This is a genomic window from Candidatus Pelagibacter sp. (genome assembly GCF_052049575.1).
Classification (GTDB): domain Bacteria; phylum Pseudomonadota; class Alphaproteobacteria; order Pelagibacterales; family Pelagibacteraceae; genus Pelagibacter.
The window spans coordinates 125,741-142,386 of record NZ_JBNGZQ010000001.1 but is presented as its reverse complement, the minus strand read 5'-3'; the positions used below and the strand labels follow the sequence as shown (position 1 = coordinate 142,386).

Below are 16,646 nucleotides of genomic sequence, written 5' to 3'. Positions count from 1 at the left end.
TTACATAAATTTTTTTAAAATTTCATCACCCTAATCGTTTGAAATTTGTTGAAAATTCTCAATTTTTTTAACCATATTGGGCAATTAAGTTCTTTGGGAAACTATAAAAAAGTATAATCTTGTCTTTAAATAAATTTCTAGATAAAAATAATTATGTTTGAAAAATTAGAAGAATTAGCAAAAAATAATAAAAAAATTTCAGATTTTCATATCAGAAGTGGATGGCCATTAGCTTATAGACAAACTGGTGAAATTCACAAAGTTCAAGAGGTCATGGTTAAAGCTCAAGATCTCCAAGATTTGATATCAACTAATTGTAATGAGATTGAAATGAAAAGATTTCAAGATACTCATGAGCTAGACTCATCTGTAACCTTGAGTGGTTTAAGATTTAGAGCTAATTTTTATAAAACAATTAATGGTCCAGCTGCAGTATTAAGAAGAGTTGAAAGCGTAATTCCAGAAATGGAGCAATTTGATCTACCACCCGTTCTTTATGATATAATTGATATGCACAAAGGCCTAGTGCTAGTTACCGGTCCAACTGGTTCAGGAAAATCAACTACACTAGCTGCTATAATCAATGAAATAAATAAAACTAGAACTGCAAATATTATTACAGTTGAGGACCCAGTAGAATTTATTCATAAAGACAAAAAAAGTATTGTCTCGCACAGAGAAGTAGGAAAACAAACTCAGACATTTTCAACTGCTTTAAAAGCGGCATTAAGAGAAGACCCAGATGTAATTTTAGTAGGAGAGATGAGAGATTTAGAAACTGTTTCATTAGCTTTAACCGCTGCTGAAACTGGTCACTTAGTTTTTGGAACTTTACATACAAGTGGAGCTCCAAATACAATCAATAGAATTATTGACGTATTTCCACCAGAGCAACAAGCTCAAATTAGGGCACAAATTTCTACATCATTAAAAATGGTAGTTACCCAAAGACTTTTAAAAACAAAAGATGGTCAAGGCCGTTGTGGTGCTTTTGAGGTGATGAAATGTACAGCGCCTATACAAAACCTTATTCGTGAAGCAAAAATTCATCAAATACCTAGCATCATGCAAACAGCGGTAAAAGATGGTATGATCACCATGACTAAATCATTGGAAGAATTAGTTAAAGCTGGAAAAATTGATGCCTCCGCAGGAAAAGAACATTAAAGGTTTTTCTATTTTAGAGCTCTTAGTTGTTTTGGCTCTTGTAGCAATTATTAGTGGTGCGGCTTATCCAAATTTTTCAGAGTGGAATAAAGAGAGAGCAGTTAGAAGTGATGTAGATAAAATTGCTGCTTTAATCAAAAATACTTACACGCAAACCGAGAGAGGTGCTTTGGCATATGTTCAGATATATTTTAACCAAACAGATGATGGTTTATTTGTTGAGGGAAGAGGATTAACTATGAGTACTCTTGCAACAAAAATAAATGACGGCAGTGATGATTGGAATGATACTGACAAAATCGGTGAAAGATGCGATCCTGGAGTAGGGGTAACAGCAACTTCAGAAAATGCAAATTGGGATACCCATAAAGCAGATGCGCCTGCTGAAATTAGTAATCTTGTTTATGATATTACTGTTACAGATGTAACTACCACATTTGATGGTACTGCTGCTATTTGTTTTTCGAGAAATGGCAAATTTTATGGAGGTGATGATACTATTATAGCTGATGATGGAACTCCTATAAATTTTATTTTATTATGTAGTGCGAAAAGATCGGATGATTGTAACATAGGTACCAATTATGGTGCGAGCAAAGATATAAAAGATGAACCTTTGCCAGTCATGTGTACATCTACTGCATTTGGATGTGGTATAAATCTGGATGATCAAAAAAATTTATACCTAAATGCAATTAAATGGTCGAGATATGGAAATATCAGTAAAGCAAAGTGGCAAGTTAAAAAATCATCTGGGAGTTATGTTGGCTCTTGGTCGGATGAAGCACCTGAGGAAGAGGAAGATGATGAAGGTTAAAAATAATTTTTATATTAAGGGAATTTCACTTTTAGAGGCTATTGTTTCCACTGCAATCATTGGTATTGGTTTTGTTGCTATATTGCAAATGACTAATTATTCGGTTTCATCAATCGGTATTTCAAGTGAGAGAACTAAAGCAAACTTTTTAACCAATATGATTGCTGAGGATACTTTGGGAAATAGATCTACTGGAATTACAGGCGATAATTTTTCTGAAAAAATGATTGCTCTATTAACATTGAGTCAAAGTGAAACAGATGCGGGTATATCAATGCATGATCTTTCTGATTCCTGTAGCAAGGGAGGTACTAAAGACGCAAATTCAGGAAATGTATATGGCACATATACTCCTGGAGAAATAGTAGCCGCCTCTGACATGAAGTATAGAAAATGGGGTGCAATTTTAAATTCAAAGGATTACATGAATTGTAAGGGAACGAATGAGACAAGAAAGTTTCAAATTTTTAAACTTAGCCCATCTTGGGGATCGGGTGATGTTGAAAATAATAGTATTACGGATGACATTATGTACATAGGAAAAATTCAAATTAAATTAAATGACGGTAAAAAAACAAATTTTTTATATTTCCAAGCAGATTACAAATTAAAGGGACTAAATGAAAATCAAGATAGTGGGAATCAAGATGGTGATCCGTTAAATGCACAACAGCAAGATGGTGGTTAAAATGGATATTAAAAAACGAATTAAGGGTGAACACGGTCTTACTTTAATAGAAATATTAATTGGAATTGTAATCACAGCGTTGATGATGGGTGCGATGTATACATCTTACAATGTTGTAAATAAAACCTACAATCAGGTTAGTGAGAAAGCTAAGATTAGTAAAACTAGTCGTGACTTAGTTAGCATGTTAATGAGAGACGTAAGAATGGCAGGATATAAATATTATGCTGGATCATACACTATTGAAAAATTTGCAGAAGCAACCGCCTCTTGTCCGAATGGCATTGCACTACCAAGAACAAGTTATTTTCCTTTTGAAAACGGATATGATGATGAAAGCAAAAGTCATAATCCTATTGTAATTAGAAAAAAACTTTTAGGAAATAATAAAATAACACCTGATGTTGCATTAAAAGCTCCCTTCAGTGATCGAGCTCAAAGATGGACAGAATATGATGGTTCATTGATAACCAAACTTTCGACCGATATGTGTTGTGATCAAATTGAAATCGTCTATGAAGATTTTAATTATAATGATTTACTGCAGCCATTTAAGAAATATAGAATTACTTATTTCGCAGAAAAAACTGGAACAGTAGAAGAACCAAGTTACGGGGTATATAAATCTTTAGAATATTGGCATCAAGCAAGAAAGGATGGAGATTGCATTTGGCCTATCACAAGTTCAGATGGCTGGATTACTGATAAATTAGATGACGATGGTAATCGAATTTGTCCAGAGTGTATCAAAAGAGAATTAATAAGAGATAATGTCGTTGATATGGAATTTATTCCTTTTGATCAATATGGTGTAGTTATTAAAAGCAAAACGTCAGGTGAGTATCCAAGACCAATGCCTGAAGGTGGCGATGTTAGTATAAGAGATAGATTATTTGATATAAGGGGTGTTGATATAAGATTAACTTTTACCACAAAAGATAATTTTTTTACTCGTACTCCGAGAAATAAAAGAAAACCTATAGAGTTGTTGAGTGAGAGGAAGGCATCTGCCAACACGACAACTACTGGAACAGGTACGACAAATACAAATAACACTATTGCTGCTGGTGCTACTGGAGATTTAAAATTACGAGACTCAGTAGTTGTTACAGTTTATGCAAGAAATATAGGAAAAGATTTATTTCAATGATGAAAAAAAATAATAGTAAAGGTTTTGCATTAGTTTTATCTTTGGTGCTTCTATTAGCTATGTCTTTGATGGGCGGTGGATTAATTGTTATTGCGTCTTCTGATCACCAAGGTAACAATAGTAGCGAAGAGTATCAGCAAACTTTTTATGTTGCAGAGACAGCATTAATGCAGGCAGAAAAAAGTATAATAGACAAGATAATGGGTAAGATAGATGATACAGGTTTAAGAGGAGAAAGGTCTATTCCACGTAATGGAGACTTAGCTGCGGCTCCAACTCAAACACCTTGTTTTAAAAGCTTTAAAAATTTATTTAGAGATACTGATTTTCGAGTAACTGAACATATTCAGGATCAAAGTTTTTTGACACTTATAAGACCTTTAGTAACAGAAAATTCTGAAGAAGAAAAAAAATTAGAAAAATATAAATATGAATTCTTTTCAGTAAATGCAGGTAGCTCAAATTTCAAAGCCACTGGTTCTAGTGTTGCCAAAACTTCTGAAACTACTCAAAGACTAGGGACTACCTATAGAATCTATGGCTGTGGTATGAAGGGAGACGTTTCAAATCCAGAAATACTTATCCCTCTAGAAACGACTTTAATTGTCTCTAATTAAGATAATTTTAAAGGTTATGAATTGGACAATATCTATCTTGAAATAAAATAATAATGAAATTAAAATTTGTAATTGTGAAAAAAATACTTGTATCAATCTTATTATCCTCTTTGATATTCAGTAAATCTGTAGCATGTGAAATTTTAAACGTTCCTATTGAAACACCTGTGGAAATTGCAGTGCAAAAATTTGATTTTTTAGACACATATGATGAAAAAAACTTTGAACCAAAAACTTCAGTTATTTATGATGAATCAGCTAGTGATTATTGCTCCTCAGGTGGATTTAAGAATACTACGTTAGAAGTAATGATTTTTGAGTCTAAAGTTGCTCTTATAAAACTAACATCCCCTAAAAAAAATCAGTTGAATGAGGTGTATAAATTTACCAGAGATTTTATCCAAGACCCTGGTGATGAAAGTCAACAACCAAATTGGACTGGCTTTGTTGATTTAAGCGTTGGTAATTTGTTAGTATGGTATAGTAGAGCAGAACAATTAGGCTATCCCTTTGAAACTCTTGAAATTACAAACGCAAACATGGAGAAATATATTGAGGGTGAGCATGTTGAAGAGGATTTATTTTAATTATGAGATACTATAGATTTATTTTGGTATTTTTATTTACTTTATTCATAAGCAATAATCTTAATTCAAAACCTGTACCACCAGGAGCTGGTGAAGGTGACGTAAAGGCTAATATCTTAATTTTACTTGATAGCTCTGACAGTATGAAAAATGATGTCGGTGCAACAGACGAGTCATTGGAATGGGTTAATGGAGCTGAATATGCACCAGATGGAAAAATTATAGTTACACAAGCAAAAAATAGTCAAGGGTTGCTCCGTATACTCACGAACGGCTTAAGAGATGCAAATTTTGGAGATGCGCTTGATGAAATATCTTTTACAGGAGCTAATGGCTGTGCAAACAGTATGTATAATAATGGAGTTGCTAATGAAGATGTTGATATAATTGCCAATGCTGATCCGGTAATATTTGAAAATCTAACTGTTAATCATCCTTCAGTCGATATTTCAGGAGAGACAATTATTTTTTTTCGAGCGAACACTGGAGATACACTTTCTAAAAGAGCTATCTACGGGTTTGATGCAAGTGGGCAAAATTGCAGATTTGTAATTGGATTACGAGGACATAGTAATGTTTTCTCAGCTCAAGGAGGTTCATTATGTGCTAATGGAAATGTAGAAAGACTTAGAGGAAAAGTTATAAATTCAATTCCATATCTCTTTGTAAAAATAAAAAATAAATGTCAGCCTGCTAATAGAAAATATGCTTTGCTAGTTATAAATTTAGATACAATGGAAACACAAGTTACACTAAATTGTAAAACTTGTACTTTAGGCACAACTTCTGATTTTGATATCACTAGCGATGGCGCTGCCCTTTGGTTTGCGAAAAGTGAAAATAGTTTGCTAAAAAAACAATTAACTGCAGTTAATGGAGCCTTTAGACTTGATAATGTTAATTTAAGATCTTGCTCTAATGTAGACGCACCTTCTGGACTTGTTATCGATCCTGACGATGATAATCTCATATATACAACTTCTAGATTAAAACATAAAATACAAAAAATTTCTCATGATCATTCTTCTGATGGAGCATGTACCGTAGTTACTTCAATCGGTAAAGGATCAAACGATAAAGATATGAATAAAAACGATGATGGCACAGCGATTGCTGCTGGTGATCTAGATGCAGATGATGTTAAGTTTAGTGAACCATGGAGTATTAGAGCCTCAAGCACTAAAGTAATAGTTGGTACAAAGTACGGAATGATAGATGAATTTCTTAAAAGTAAATTCAATGCTACTGATAGAGATGATGCATGGCAAAAACAAATTGGAGGTTCAAAAGTTCAAAGATGGGAAGGAGCTAAAGAAGCTATCAAAGCTGTTGTACAAGACTCAACTTTGACAAGTGGAGCCTATTTTGGTTTTGGACACTGGAATTCTGGTATTGATGGTGTATTTGGAAAAGGAAATGGTGTTGATTTTAGTGGTGCTGAGTGTCATAGAGGGCAGTTTTGCCAATATTATGGAGGTTGGGATGGTAATCACCCTCAGGGAACAAGTGTAGACTGTAGTGAAAATTCTTGTCTAACTGATGCAGTAGGTCCAAAAGGGGCTGCAAATATTGTTTCAACTTTAGACAATTTAACACAAACAGCTTGGGGAACAGATTCTAGAGCATTTTCTCAAATGGCTTATGATTATTTTTTTGATGAAAATGCAGGTCAAAAATTGTGGGATGCAGATGGTGATGGAACACTTGATAGTGAGTGTCAGCTCAATTACGTAATTGTCATAGGTGATGGTGCGATGGCAAATACAGATGGAGCAACATCTAATAGACTAACAGTTTTAAGAAATAAAGGTATTAAAACATTATTTGTAGCTTATGGTGGTGGTATATCTACCAAAGGGAAAAAAGAATTTACAAAATTAGCTAGAATAGGTAGTTGCACAGGTGGCGTAGCAGGCGATAAAGAATGTGAAGCAGTAATAAATGCTAAAACCCCAGATCGTTTGAAACAAGAGTTGACTAGTAAAATTAGACAAATCATTGCTGAAAGACTTGCATTTACAGCTCCATCAATCACAGCAAGTATTCAAGAAGGTGGATCTCTATATCAAGCACAATTTTCTTACGAACAGTTTGGTGAGTGGAGAGGAAAGTTACTTAGAAGAGCAATTGATGAGCAAGGAAATGTTGATATGACAATAGCAGATGATCTAGATGGAGATGGATTAGCTGACAATGGTAATTGGGATGCATCCTTAGAAATACGTAAACAAGCCAATGAAGAAGAAGCAAGTGATACAAGAAAATTATGGACAGCTCTTGAAAATGCTGACTATGATGGTAATTGGGATAATTTTACAGACCCAAATAATTTTGAATCAGTGTTTAGTTTGATGGAACTTCGAGGATACGTAGTTCAAGATTATCACAATACAACATCACATTGCACATTAGTAGGAACTGATGGTTCAAGTGATGACGCTCAAGGTTTAATAGATTTTATGAGAGGTATTGATTATTTTGATTATAATGGAGATTGCAATATTAAAGAAGTCAGAGAGCATGTCATGGGAGACATTTATCATTCTCAACTTATTGAGGTAGGGCCGCCAGAGGCAAGTTTAGAATTTAACAGTGTCAACGAAGAATCTTACTTTAGAGCTACAAATAATTATCAATCATTTATTTCTAAAAAAGCATCTAGAAAAAATATTATTTACGCTGGCTCTAATAGCGGAGTCTTACATGCGATTGACTCTGTTACTGGAAAAGAAATTTGGGGATTTATACCTCCTTTCGTCGTAACTAATTTACCTCAGATTGTAAACAAGGGATATGACGGCAATGTTGATAACCGTGTTGAGGATGGTGGCGGTACCAATCCTATTTTTGGTGTTGATGGCTCACCAGTCGTGCACGATGTACTAATAAATAAAGTAAATTCAGATGGCAGTGTAGACACTTCAAAAAGTTGGAGAACAATTTTATTTGTTCCGTATGGTCGAGGAGGAGCTGGTTTTTCTGTTTTAGATATTACAGATGAATTAGACGGTAGTGAAGGACCAATACATATGTTTTCGATTTATAATGATATAGTTAATAATGAAGTTTTACATGCAGCGGCAGATGGAGAAATTACATCTTATCCATATAATTCAGGTTCTGCTAATATTGCTACGTCGGAAGAAGGTCAAAAAGCATTTAGAAATTATACTGCAGCTAGAACAACTGATGATAATAATAGCTCGGAGGGCAACATTGTAGATACAGAAAAAAATACCAGAGCAACTCCTTGTTACACTACAGATGACTATTATACGAGCACTAGTAATAAGTCGTGTTATGTAGGAAAGGTTTTTCATTTTTCTGGCATCACTATGCCCGGTTTGAGTAACGGTGACACTGTCCCTAAAGGGCAAATACAAGCGTTTAAGGATAACCCGGGAGGACAGCCAATACCTCTTGCAATAGCAAGTGCAACAATTGTTCAGAACAAAATCAAAGTAACTCTTAAAGAAGACATGATTTATAATCCTTATATAAGTCCTGATGCAACACCAGGAAGTAGTGCATCTAAATCCACTACTCCTTTTTCTATTCAAACAACTTGTAAAGGTTCAGGTTTTAATGAGACAGATATGGTTTATAATTATTCACAGCTTGGAGAAACATGGTCAACTCCTAGAATTGTAAGAATACCGTCCTATGATAATCCAAGTAATCCTTCAGAAGATAAATATGTAGCAATTATGGGGGGCGGAATGGCTGCCTCTGACAGATGCGCTGGTTCTGCATTATTTGTGGTGTCTTTAGAGACATTTACGGATGCAGGATCAAGAGTAATTCCCGCAGGAGGAATTTATGGTGCTCATTTAAATGGAGGCCCAATTAGAATTGTAGATACAAAATCTCAAGTGCTTGATACAGATGGTGCAACAGTAACTACTGAGAATGGTAGTGATATTATTAATTCAGTCCCTGCAACTCCAGTAGTAATAACACCTGATACAGCATTTTCAATTCCGTGGAGAGGAGCTATGGTTTATGTCAATGATTTGGAAGGCAAAATAACCAAGTTTAATTTAACAAGTCAATCAACAGCTAAGATGTTTGATCAAACAACTTTATTTAGACTAGATGCAAACACTGACAACGCTAGGTACTCTTATTTTGGCATGGATGCAGGAGTTGGAGTTGATAATGGTAAATTCTATCTTTTTGGTGGTACAGGAAACTTTTCAGATCTTGGAGGAAGAGAAGAAAATATGGATAACATTATGTATGGGATAATCGATCCTGATTATCCTTTGTTTAAACAATTGTATGATGAAGAGCTGCCTTTAGGAACTGCAAATGATTTTGATATTAAAGCACATTTAGGAGCTAATGATGCAAGATCAATTGATAATACAGCTGTCAGCGATGCTCCCGTCGATCCAAACCAACCAGATCAAGATCTGGGAGATGGTGGAAAGTGTATTGATAGAACTGGTAAAATATCCGGTTGCATTAATCTTGCACAAAAAGAAAATGCTTGGGTAATAGGAATGGACAGAGATAAAGCATCAGCCTCGGGTGGTGCTCCTACATTTTCAGAGAGAAATTTTAGAAAGGCATCAGGTCGACCCACATTGTTTAGAGGAAATGTATATTTTCCAATATATCAACCACCACCAGGAAATTTAAAATGTAATCAAGGAGCGGCATTTATATGTGTTGCAGATGATGAATGTGGTAACAATGGATCTGAAGAGCTTAAACTTGCTAATCCACCAGAAGATGTAAACCAAGCAGTTGGAAATGTTTGTGGATATGTAAGAAAAGGTGTGCTTTCAGAATTAGTAATTTTTGGTGACCAACTCTTCGCTAACGTTGCTGGTCCAGCTACAGATGAGGAGACACTAGTTAGAATTTTATCAGTTCCCGGTGAAGTAATTTCAAATAAAGGTGGATGGAGAGATAGTAGTTTCTAATAGAATAATTTTTTGATTAAGATAGAAATTTTATAATTTGATCATTAAAAAATAAATAAAACAAACATCCTAAAATTAAGTATGGTCCAAATGGTATTTGGGTTCTCATATTTTTAGATTTGTTTATTAAACTTGGAATAGCTATCACCAAAGCTATCACAGAAGAAAATATTAGAATAAATGGTAAAGCAATCCATCCAAACCAAAATCCTAAAGCAGATAGAAGTTTAGCATCACCTAACCCCATTCCTTCAATATTTTTTAATTTTTTGTATATGAAAATTATAAACCAAATTACAAAATATCCAGTGACACCACCTATCAAAGATTGAACATAATCAGGGAATATAAATAAACTTGGATTAGTAAGAAAACTTTTAATAAAACCTAATGCCATTAATGAAAAGGTTAATTCGTTTGGAATTATGAAATGTCTTAGGTCTATGAAAAATATTATTACAAAAAAGACGCTTAAGATAATTAATAATAAACTTTCAAATGTTAATCCGAAAAAATAAAAAATTACTAAAAAATTAATTGCAGAAATTAATTCTACTAAAAAATACTCAAAATTTATTTTAGTTGAACAGTGTCTACACTTGGCTTTAAGTATTATGAAAGAGAGCAATGGAATATTGTCATACCAATTGATTTTTTTATTACAGGATAAGCAAAACGATCGAGCTGTTAAAATACTGATATTTTTAGGGATCCGATTAATACAAACATTGCTAAAACTTCCCCATATACTTCCTAAAATAAATGCTGTAATATAAAACACTACTTATAGTTTAATTTGAGAGGAAAATTCTATGAGCCCATTTATGCAATATTGTACTAATAAAAGTGCATCATTTAGGTGCAAATAGAAATTAGGCGCATGAATTATGATTTCCATTCAATTGATAATATTCAAAAAGAAAGTGAATTTCAAATACTAAATAACATGTTTTTTAATTCTAAAAAAGAGGCTCCGATAAAAGTTGTAGATTCTAAACATCAAGATTTAGAATTGATTACTAAAATGAACCAAGAGTTGGCTCGGTCATTAGACTTAACGGAAACACTTCAAGACTCATTAGAATTAATAATTAAAAGAATTAATGCTCAAGCTGCAAACATTTTTTTGATTGATGAAAAAAAACAAATTTTTCAATGCATAGCATCAAAGTATCAATCATATCTTGAAGATTTTGAAATACCAATTTCACAAGGTGTGATGGGCAAAGCAGTGCTAAATAAAAAATGTATTAGAGTAGGGGATGTAAGAAAAGATGTTAGAGAAATAGCAGAATTTTATTTTGATTTAGATAATAAAACAAACTTTACAACGTACTCAGTGCTATGCGCACCTTTAATAGTTTCAGATGAATGTATTGGAGTAATTCATTGTTTAAATAAAAAGAGTCAAACAAAACTATTTGAAGAGAATGATAGAAAGTTATTAGAAACTTTATCAGGTCCAGCAGCGCTAGCAATTAGAAATGCTAAAATGGCAAAAGATTTAATTATAAAGAACAGAATTCAAAAAGAAATTGAGATTGTAGGAGAAATACAAAAAACATTGTTATCGAAAAACATAAAAGAAAATTTTCCTATAGCAGGAATTAACATACCAGCAAAAGTAGTATCAGGAGATTTTTATAATTTTTCTGAGATCAGTGAAGGTAAATATGGTTTTGGTGTTGCTGATGTATCTGGAAAAGGAATTAAATCATCTTTGTTAATGTCTAAAGCTTCTAGTTTATACAGATGTCTAAGTAAAACAATTTTTTCACCTTCAGAGTTGTTAAATATTTTAAATGATGAGATATGTGAGACCACTTCAAGAGGAATGTTTGTGACAATGCTAATAGGAATTTACGATAAGAATAAAAAAGAATTAATATTATCTAATGCTGGCCACGAACCTCCACTAATATATTCTAACGATAAATTTTTTTCAAAGTTTGAAGATGCAGGACCACCTTTAGGTATTGCTCCAAAAGTAAAGTTTACAGAAAAGAAAATTTCGTTTGAAAAGAGTTCAATGTATATCTTTACAGATGGTATTACAGAAATTAAAGATCAAGCTGGGCAAATGTTAGGACCAGAGGGTTTTCAAAATTATATTAAGAAATATCAAAACATATCAAACAATGAAAGATTACAAAAAATTATTGAAGACTTAATAAGTTCAGGCAGAATTCAAAAAGATGATTTAACTATACTAGCTGTTGATGGAGAATAATATTGTTTCATATATCAAAGGTAATGATTTTGTTTGCAATAGTGCTTGGAACAATTTTGTTTTGGGCATCAACAAATGTTTGTCGTTACAACTTTGCAATAGAAAAAAAAACAAAAGAGTTTAATTTAATAGTAGAAGACATAGATCCATCTATCGCAAACGCAAAAGTATACTACTACACAGAACTAAATTGTAATGATATCAATTTATCTTGGGATTATGAGCGAGTAATAGAGAATTTAAAAATAATTTCTGTTATTTTGTATCAAGAACTGTCAACTGACATTAAAGGAGAACCAAATTAATTTTTTATTCCTTAAAATTCACTTTTGAAGTGAAAATTATGATAATTTTTTTAAAATCCACCATAAATTGTATATAATAATTCTAAAATTTATTTTTTGAGCTCTCGTTACGGTAGCATCTAAAGAAATTTTGATTTTTTTTTGAAATTTATAAGGAAAAATGATAACTCTAACACAAAATTTGATAAAAATAATTTTTGTTGATTTTATTGACTTTTTGAATTATAAAAAAAAAGTATAAACTCTTACACAAATATTCTTTACTCTAACACAAAAATTGTGAATTTATCTTTTTCAAAAAAAATTGTTGATTTTATTGACTTTTATTCAAAATCCTAATTTTGAAATACTCTAACACAAATTTAATTTTTTTTTGTGTTAGAATCTAAAAAATTGTCAAAAATATTTTTATTTTATAAATTTTTAAAAAAACCTATATAAATCAACAAAAATTACCTTTATTGACCTAAAATGAACATCAAGAATTATTTTTGTGTTAGACTTATTGTCATTTTGTGTTAGAGAAGTGTATGAGAATTGAAAAAATAAATTATAAGTTGTATTAATTTAAACTATGACCGACGAAGATAAAAAAGATTTTGAGGAAATAAATAAAGAGGCAGAGGAAGCCAATGTGTCTGAAGGTGAAAATAAACCTGATGAGGTCACTCAGAATCAATCCGAAGTTGAAACTACAACAAATCCTACTGAAAAATCAGAGAATGCTGATGAAACATCAAATATAGATGACCAAAATCAAAATCTTGAGGAAAATGCAAATCAAAATGATTCATCAGATGAAGAAAAACAAGAAAAAAATACTGTTATACATAAAAAAGACGGAAGACTTCACATTTATGTAAGACAAGATAAATACAAGGGTGAACTAAAATCGAAAAATTGGGTTGGAAGACTTTATATAGATGGAAAACAGAAAATATCTTCATCTGGAACTCAAAATTTAGATGATGCTATACCTATTTTAGAAAAATGGTTTGATGATGTTCAAGCCGAGAGTGAAAAACAAAAAAAACAAGCAGAAGAGCAACAAAATACTCCAGCTCCTGTAATTGAAGAGCCATCTGCGCCTTCAGTAGAAACAAAACCTCCAACAGAAATTCCGATACCAAGTCCTTCAACTCCAAATGAAAATATTGTTAATCAAAATTTACAAAATGATCAAAATAAAATTATCAATGATGGAAATGATAATGCAGAGGACACAAAACCAAAAAGTAAAATTTCAAATATTTTTGGAAAACTAAAAAATATTAAGTTAAAAAAACCATCTTTGGATGGAATTAAACTACCTTCATCCTCTAAGAAAAGTTCAAGCAATGCAATTACTAAATTTATTGATAAACTAAAATCAAAAATTGGAAAATCTTCAATACAGGGTGAGGAAATTATTGGTGTTGAGTTAAATAATAAAGAAATTCGTTTAGCTCAAGTAAACTTGAATAAATCTAATCAATGGGTTTTAGAAAAATTTTTTACCCAAAAAGTTGAAATAGCAGACGAAAGTTCAGTAATTGAAAATGCTGATAAGTTTACAGAAGAACTATCTTTAGCTTTACAAAAAATAAAACTTGATACAAATAATGTTGCAATTTCGATACCGGTTACAAGTGCAATAATCAGAGTTGTTACTGCTCCATTAATGAAAGATGAGGAGCTTCAAAAAGCAATTGATACGAATTCTCTTTGGGAAAATTTAGTTCAACTAACAGATAATTTAGATGACTATTCTATTTTTCATCAGGTAATAAACAGAAATGAAAAAGATAACACGATGGATATTTTATTTGTAGCATCCAAGCTTACAGATATTAACAGTTATGTTTCTATTGTTAAAAACAGTGGATTAAATCCAGTAATTATAGATGTAAAGTGCTTTGCACTAAAATCTGCAGTTGATCAAATAAATCAAATAACAAAAAAAGCTGAGGACACAAATTTAACAGCCGTTTTAGAATTTGGTTTAGATGAAAATTATCTTATGATTTTATATGATAATAACCCAATAATAACTGACATTTTTTTAAGAGGCCAAGATAGAAAGATTTTATTGGAGTCCCAAGTCATCGAAGAGAAAGAAGGACTTGTTAGAAGATACGCAGTTCAAGTAAAACAAGCAATTCAAGATTTTGAGACTAAATATGAAAAAAGAATTAGAAATATAAAAGTTGTCTCAGACGTCGATAATGTTGAGGAATACTTATCATATTTTAGAAAAAGTTTAATGAATGTGGGCTTTAACTTGTTTGATCCTGTCTCAGGATTACAAGTACCTCAGCAATTCGATAAAGAGCTTAATAAAGAAAATAGATCTTATTTAACTACGTCAATAGGTTTAGCTTTTAGAAAATTAGATGTTTTTGGTTATTACAAATTTGTAACAGCCGCAAAAAACATAAATTTACTTCCAGATAGACAAAGCATGTTCCAAAAGAAAAAGATGAAAGCGATTTCGAGTTTTGCTTTCAAAGGTTTGGCAGGAGGAATAGCTGCACTTTATTTAATCTTATTCACTTTATCATTTTGGAATATACATAGCTACAACAAGAAACTTGAAGACTATGATAAAGTTATAAATTTGCACCAACAAAAAAATCTTGAATTGAAGAAAATAACTAAAGAATTAAAATTGATGCAAACAACCTTAAAATTAAGCAAAACACTTAAATCAAATAAAGAATTAACTTATAGAGTTTTGGCACAAATTGCATCGAGTGTTCCAACAAGAGTAAGATTTGATAAAGTTGATTATAACGGAGGAAGCTTAATAACAATTCAAGGTATAGCAGCTAGCGACCAAGACATCCTAAAGTTTATAGAAAATTTAGGTAAACAACAACTTATAGATCAAGCCTCTTTATCATCTATGAGATTACCTCAAAGGACTCAGGGTGGAGCAACAATGAAAGGTTTTAGAGTATTTGTAAAAATTAAAAATGTTTAGTTATGAATTTTAATATTGACTTAAAAAATTTGGATTTAAAAAATATTTCTATGGACGACATTAAAACTAAGCTCCAAAATGTCGAAAAGAAAACATGGATTAAAATTGGAGTTTCGTTTGGTGCAGTAATATTCTTTTTAATTATTTATTACGGAGTATTAAATCCAATTGTAAACAAGAAAAAAGCTCAGCTTGACGATATGAGGGCAAAAGAAGGTGAGACCGAACAATTCATAAATAATATTAACTTAGCTAAAGTTAAGATTAAAAAATTAAGACCTAGATATGAACAATATTCAACTTTATTTCACTCTAGAGCAGAGGTCGAAGGGCTTTACCAGACATTGAGTGAATTTGCAGGAATGAATGATTTAGTTATTTCAAGGATTGAAAAAGGAAAAATTGAAGAGGTTTCAAAAAAGGCAGCCTTAGCAAAAGCTGCTGGAAAGAAAGCAAAACAGAGCAAAAAACAAAAGAAAAAAAAGGTTGAAAACATAGCTTACTACACAATTCCAGTTAACTTCGAGATTACTGGTAATTTCTTGGGATATATCAAATTTAAGAGACAGCTTTCACTCTCTCAAAAGATGTTAAACTTTGACAAAGAGTCTATCCAAGTGGTAAAAAGTAACGATACAACCGGAGCGATAAAAGTAAATGGCACATTAACTATAGTAGGATTAGCAGATGAATTTTTTTAAAATATTATTAACCTTTATTTATCTATTATTTTCATCTGTAGTCTATGCAGATAGTCATGATGCCCAACAGAATATTGTCGAAAAAGCAAAAGAAATAAATCAAAAAATAAAAAAAGACCAAGCTCTTAAAGCTGCGAATAATCAAAACGCTGCTGGCAAAGAAGAGCCACTACCGTTAAACGATCCTTTTGTTGGAGATGGTTCTTTAGGTGGTACAGGTGGAGTAGAGCTAATTGCAAACTCTGATGAGGATAAAAGAAAACTAAGTGTATTTAATTTTAAATTAGTTGGTGTAATTGGTTCAAGTGATGATTTGTATGCATCGATGATTGATGAAAACGGAGAAATTTTAACATTAGGATTGTTTGAAGAGATATCACCTGGCATCAAATTAGTTGGCGTTAACACTAAAGAAGTAGTTTTTGAAAGAGACGGTGGATCTTTAGTAGCAATAAATTTTAAAAATCAAATAATAGAGAGAGCAAAATAAT

13 protein-coding genes are annotated in these 16,646 nt (G+C 32.0%); 12 read left to right on the top strand and 1 reads right to left on the bottom strand.

Translation table 11 applies throughout. From position 1 onward, the window contains the following. Positions 1-153: 153 nt before the first annotated feature. From ACTT9C_RS00760 to ACTT9C_RS00730, 7 genes are read left to right on the top strand one after another with little or no spacing between them, the layout of a single operon-like run. Positions 154-1,167, top strand: coding sequence for a type IV pilus twitching motility protein PilT (locus tag ACTT9C_RS00760; protein ID WP_440922602.1), 1,014 nt, complete (start codon positions 154-156; stop codon positions 1,165-1,167). Further along, on the top strand, positions 1,142-1,984 hold the full coding sequence (locus tag ACTT9C_RS00755) for a prepilin-type N-terminal cleavage/methylation domain-containing protein (protein ID WP_440922601.1): 843 nt from the start codon (positions 1,142-1,144) through the stop codon (positions 1,982-1,984). The genes ACTT9C_RS00760 and ACTT9C_RS00755 overlap by 26 nt, the downstream gene beginning before the upstream one ends. Continuing rightward, positions 1,974-2,672 (top strand): prepilin-type N-terminal cleavage/methylation domain-containing protein, encoded by a 699-nt coding sequence (locus tag ACTT9C_RS00750; protein WP_440922600.1) that lies wholly within the window; start codon positions 1,974-1,976, stop codon positions 2,670-2,672. Before ACTT9C_RS00755 ends, ACTT9C_RS00750 begins: the two co-directional genes overlap by 11 nt. A gap of 1 nt (position 2,673) precedes the next feature. After that, positions 2,674-3,822, top strand: coding sequence for a PilW family protein (locus ACTT9C_RS00745; protein ID WP_440922599.1), 1,149 nt, complete (start codon positions 2,674-2,676; stop codon positions 3,820-3,822). Further along, the gene (locus ACTT9C_RS00740; protein WP_440922598.1) at positions 3,822-4,439 is read left to right on the top strand and encodes a pilus assembly protein PilZ; all 618 of its coding nucleotides are present in this window, start codon (positions 3,822-3,824) and stop codon (positions 4,437-4,439) included. The genes ACTT9C_RS00745 and ACTT9C_RS00740 overlap by 1 nt, the downstream gene beginning before the upstream one ends. A 53-nt stretch (positions 4,440-4,492) precedes the next feature. Further along, positions 4,493-5,026, top strand: a complete 534-nt coding sequence (locus ACTT9C_RS00735; RefSeq protein ID WP_440922597.1) for a hypothetical protein — start codon at positions 4,493-4,495, stop codon at positions 5,024-5,026. Positions 5,027-5,028: 2 nt separating this feature from the next. Next, positions 5,029-9,957: a PilC/PilY family type IV pilus protein gene (locus ACTT9C_RS00730; protein WP_440922596.1), complete on the top strand. Its 4,929-nt coding sequence runs from the start codon at positions 5,029-5,031 to the stop codon at positions 9,955-9,957. Between the two features lie 16 nt (positions 9,958-9,973). On the opposite strand, the gene ACTT9C_RS00725 is transcribed toward ACTT9C_RS00730, so the two are convergent. Then, on the bottom strand, positions 9,974-10,738 hold the full coding sequence (locus ACTT9C_RS00725) for a prepilin peptidase (protein WP_440922595.1): 765 nt from the start codon (positions 10,736-10,738) through the stop codon (positions 9,974-9,976). 99 nt (positions 10,739-10,837) lie between these two features. Here ACTT9C_RS00725 and ACTT9C_RS00720 point away from each other — a divergent pair, with 99 nt between their 5' ends. The 5 genes from ACTT9C_RS00720 (at position 10,838) to ACTT9C_RS00700 (ending at position 16,645) form a co-directional block, all read left to right on the top strand. Further along, positions 10,838-12,187, top strand: coding sequence for a GAF domain-containing SpoIIE family protein phosphatase (locus tag ACTT9C_RS00720; protein WP_440922594.1), 1,350 nt, complete (start codon positions 10,838-10,840; stop codon positions 12,185-12,187). Positions 12,188-12,210: 23 nt separating this feature from the next. Next, positions 12,211-12,492, top strand: coding sequence for a hypothetical protein (locus ACTT9C_RS00715; protein ID WP_440922593.1), 282 nt, complete (start codon positions 12,211-12,213; stop codon positions 12,490-12,492). A gap of 574 nt (positions 12,493-13,066) precedes the next feature. Further along, the gene (gene pilM / locus ACTT9C_RS00710) at positions 13,067-15,454 is read left to right on the top strand and encodes a pilus assembly protein PilM (RefSeq protein ID WP_440922592.1); all 2,388 of its coding nucleotides are present in this window, start codon (positions 13,067-13,069) and stop codon (positions 15,452-15,454) included. A gap of 2 nt (positions 15,455-15,456) precedes the next feature. Continuing rightward, positions 15,457-16,155: a pilus assembly protein PilO gene (locus ACTT9C_RS00705; RefSeq protein WP_440922591.1), complete on the top strand. Its 699-nt coding sequence runs from the start codon at positions 15,457-15,459 to the stop codon at positions 16,153-16,155. After that, positions 16,142-16,645, top strand: a complete 504-nt coding sequence (locus ACTT9C_RS00700; RefSeq protein ID WP_440922590.1) for a pilus assembly protein PilP — start codon at positions 16,142-16,144, stop codon at positions 16,643-16,645. The genes ACTT9C_RS00705 and ACTT9C_RS00700 overlap by 14 nt, the downstream gene beginning before the upstream one ends. Position 16,646 lies beyond the last annotated feature (1 nt).

Excerpts from the sequence above, each read along its gene's own strand:
- ACTT9C_RS00760 (WP_440922602.1), top strand. The coding sequence starts at position 154 with ATGTTTGAAAAATTAGAAGAATTAGCAAAAAATAATAAAAAAATTTCA.
- ACTT9C_RS00755 (WP_440922601.1), top strand. The coding sequence starts at position 1,142 with ATGCCTCCGCAGGAAAAGAACATTAAAGGTTTTTCTATTTTAGAGCTC.
- ACTT9C_RS00750 (WP_440922600.1), top strand. The coding sequence starts at position 1,974 with ATGAAGGTTAAAAATAATTTTTATATTAAGGGAATTTCACTTTTAGAG.
- ACTT9C_RS00745 (WP_440922599.1), top strand. The coding sequence starts at position 2,674 with ATGGATATTAAAAAACGAATTAAGGGTGAACACGGTCTTACTTTAATA.
- ACTT9C_RS00740 (WP_440922598.1), top strand. The coding sequence starts at position 3,822 with ATGAAAAAAAATAATAGTAAAGGTTTTGCATTAGTTTTATCTTTGGTG.
- ACTT9C_RS00735 (WP_440922597.1), top strand. The coding sequence starts at position 4,493 with ATGAAATTAAAATTTGTAATTGTGAAAAAAATACTTGTATCAATCTTA.
- ACTT9C_RS00730 (WP_440922596.1), top strand. The coding sequence starts at position 5,029 with ATGAGATACTATAGATTTATTTTGGTATTTTTATTTACTTTATTCATA.
- ACTT9C_RS00720 (WP_440922594.1), top strand. The coding sequence starts at position 10,838 with ATGAATTATGATTTCCATTCAATTGATAATATTCAAAAAGAAAGTGAA.
- ACTT9C_RS00715 (WP_440922593.1), top strand. The coding sequence starts at position 12,211 with ATGATTTTGTTTGCAATAGTGCTTGGAACAATTTTGTTTTGGGCATCA.
- pilM (WP_440922592.1), top strand. The coding sequence starts at position 13,067 with ATGACCGACGAAGATAAAAAAGATTTTGAGGAAATAAATAAAGAGGCA.
- ACTT9C_RS00705 (WP_440922591.1), top strand. The coding sequence starts at position 15,457 with ATGAATTTTAATATTGACTTAAAAAATTTGGATTTAAAAAATATTTCT.
- ACTT9C_RS00700 (WP_440922590.1), top strand. The coding sequence starts at position 16,142 with ATGAATTTTTTTAAAATATTATTAACCTTTATTTATCTATTATTTTCA.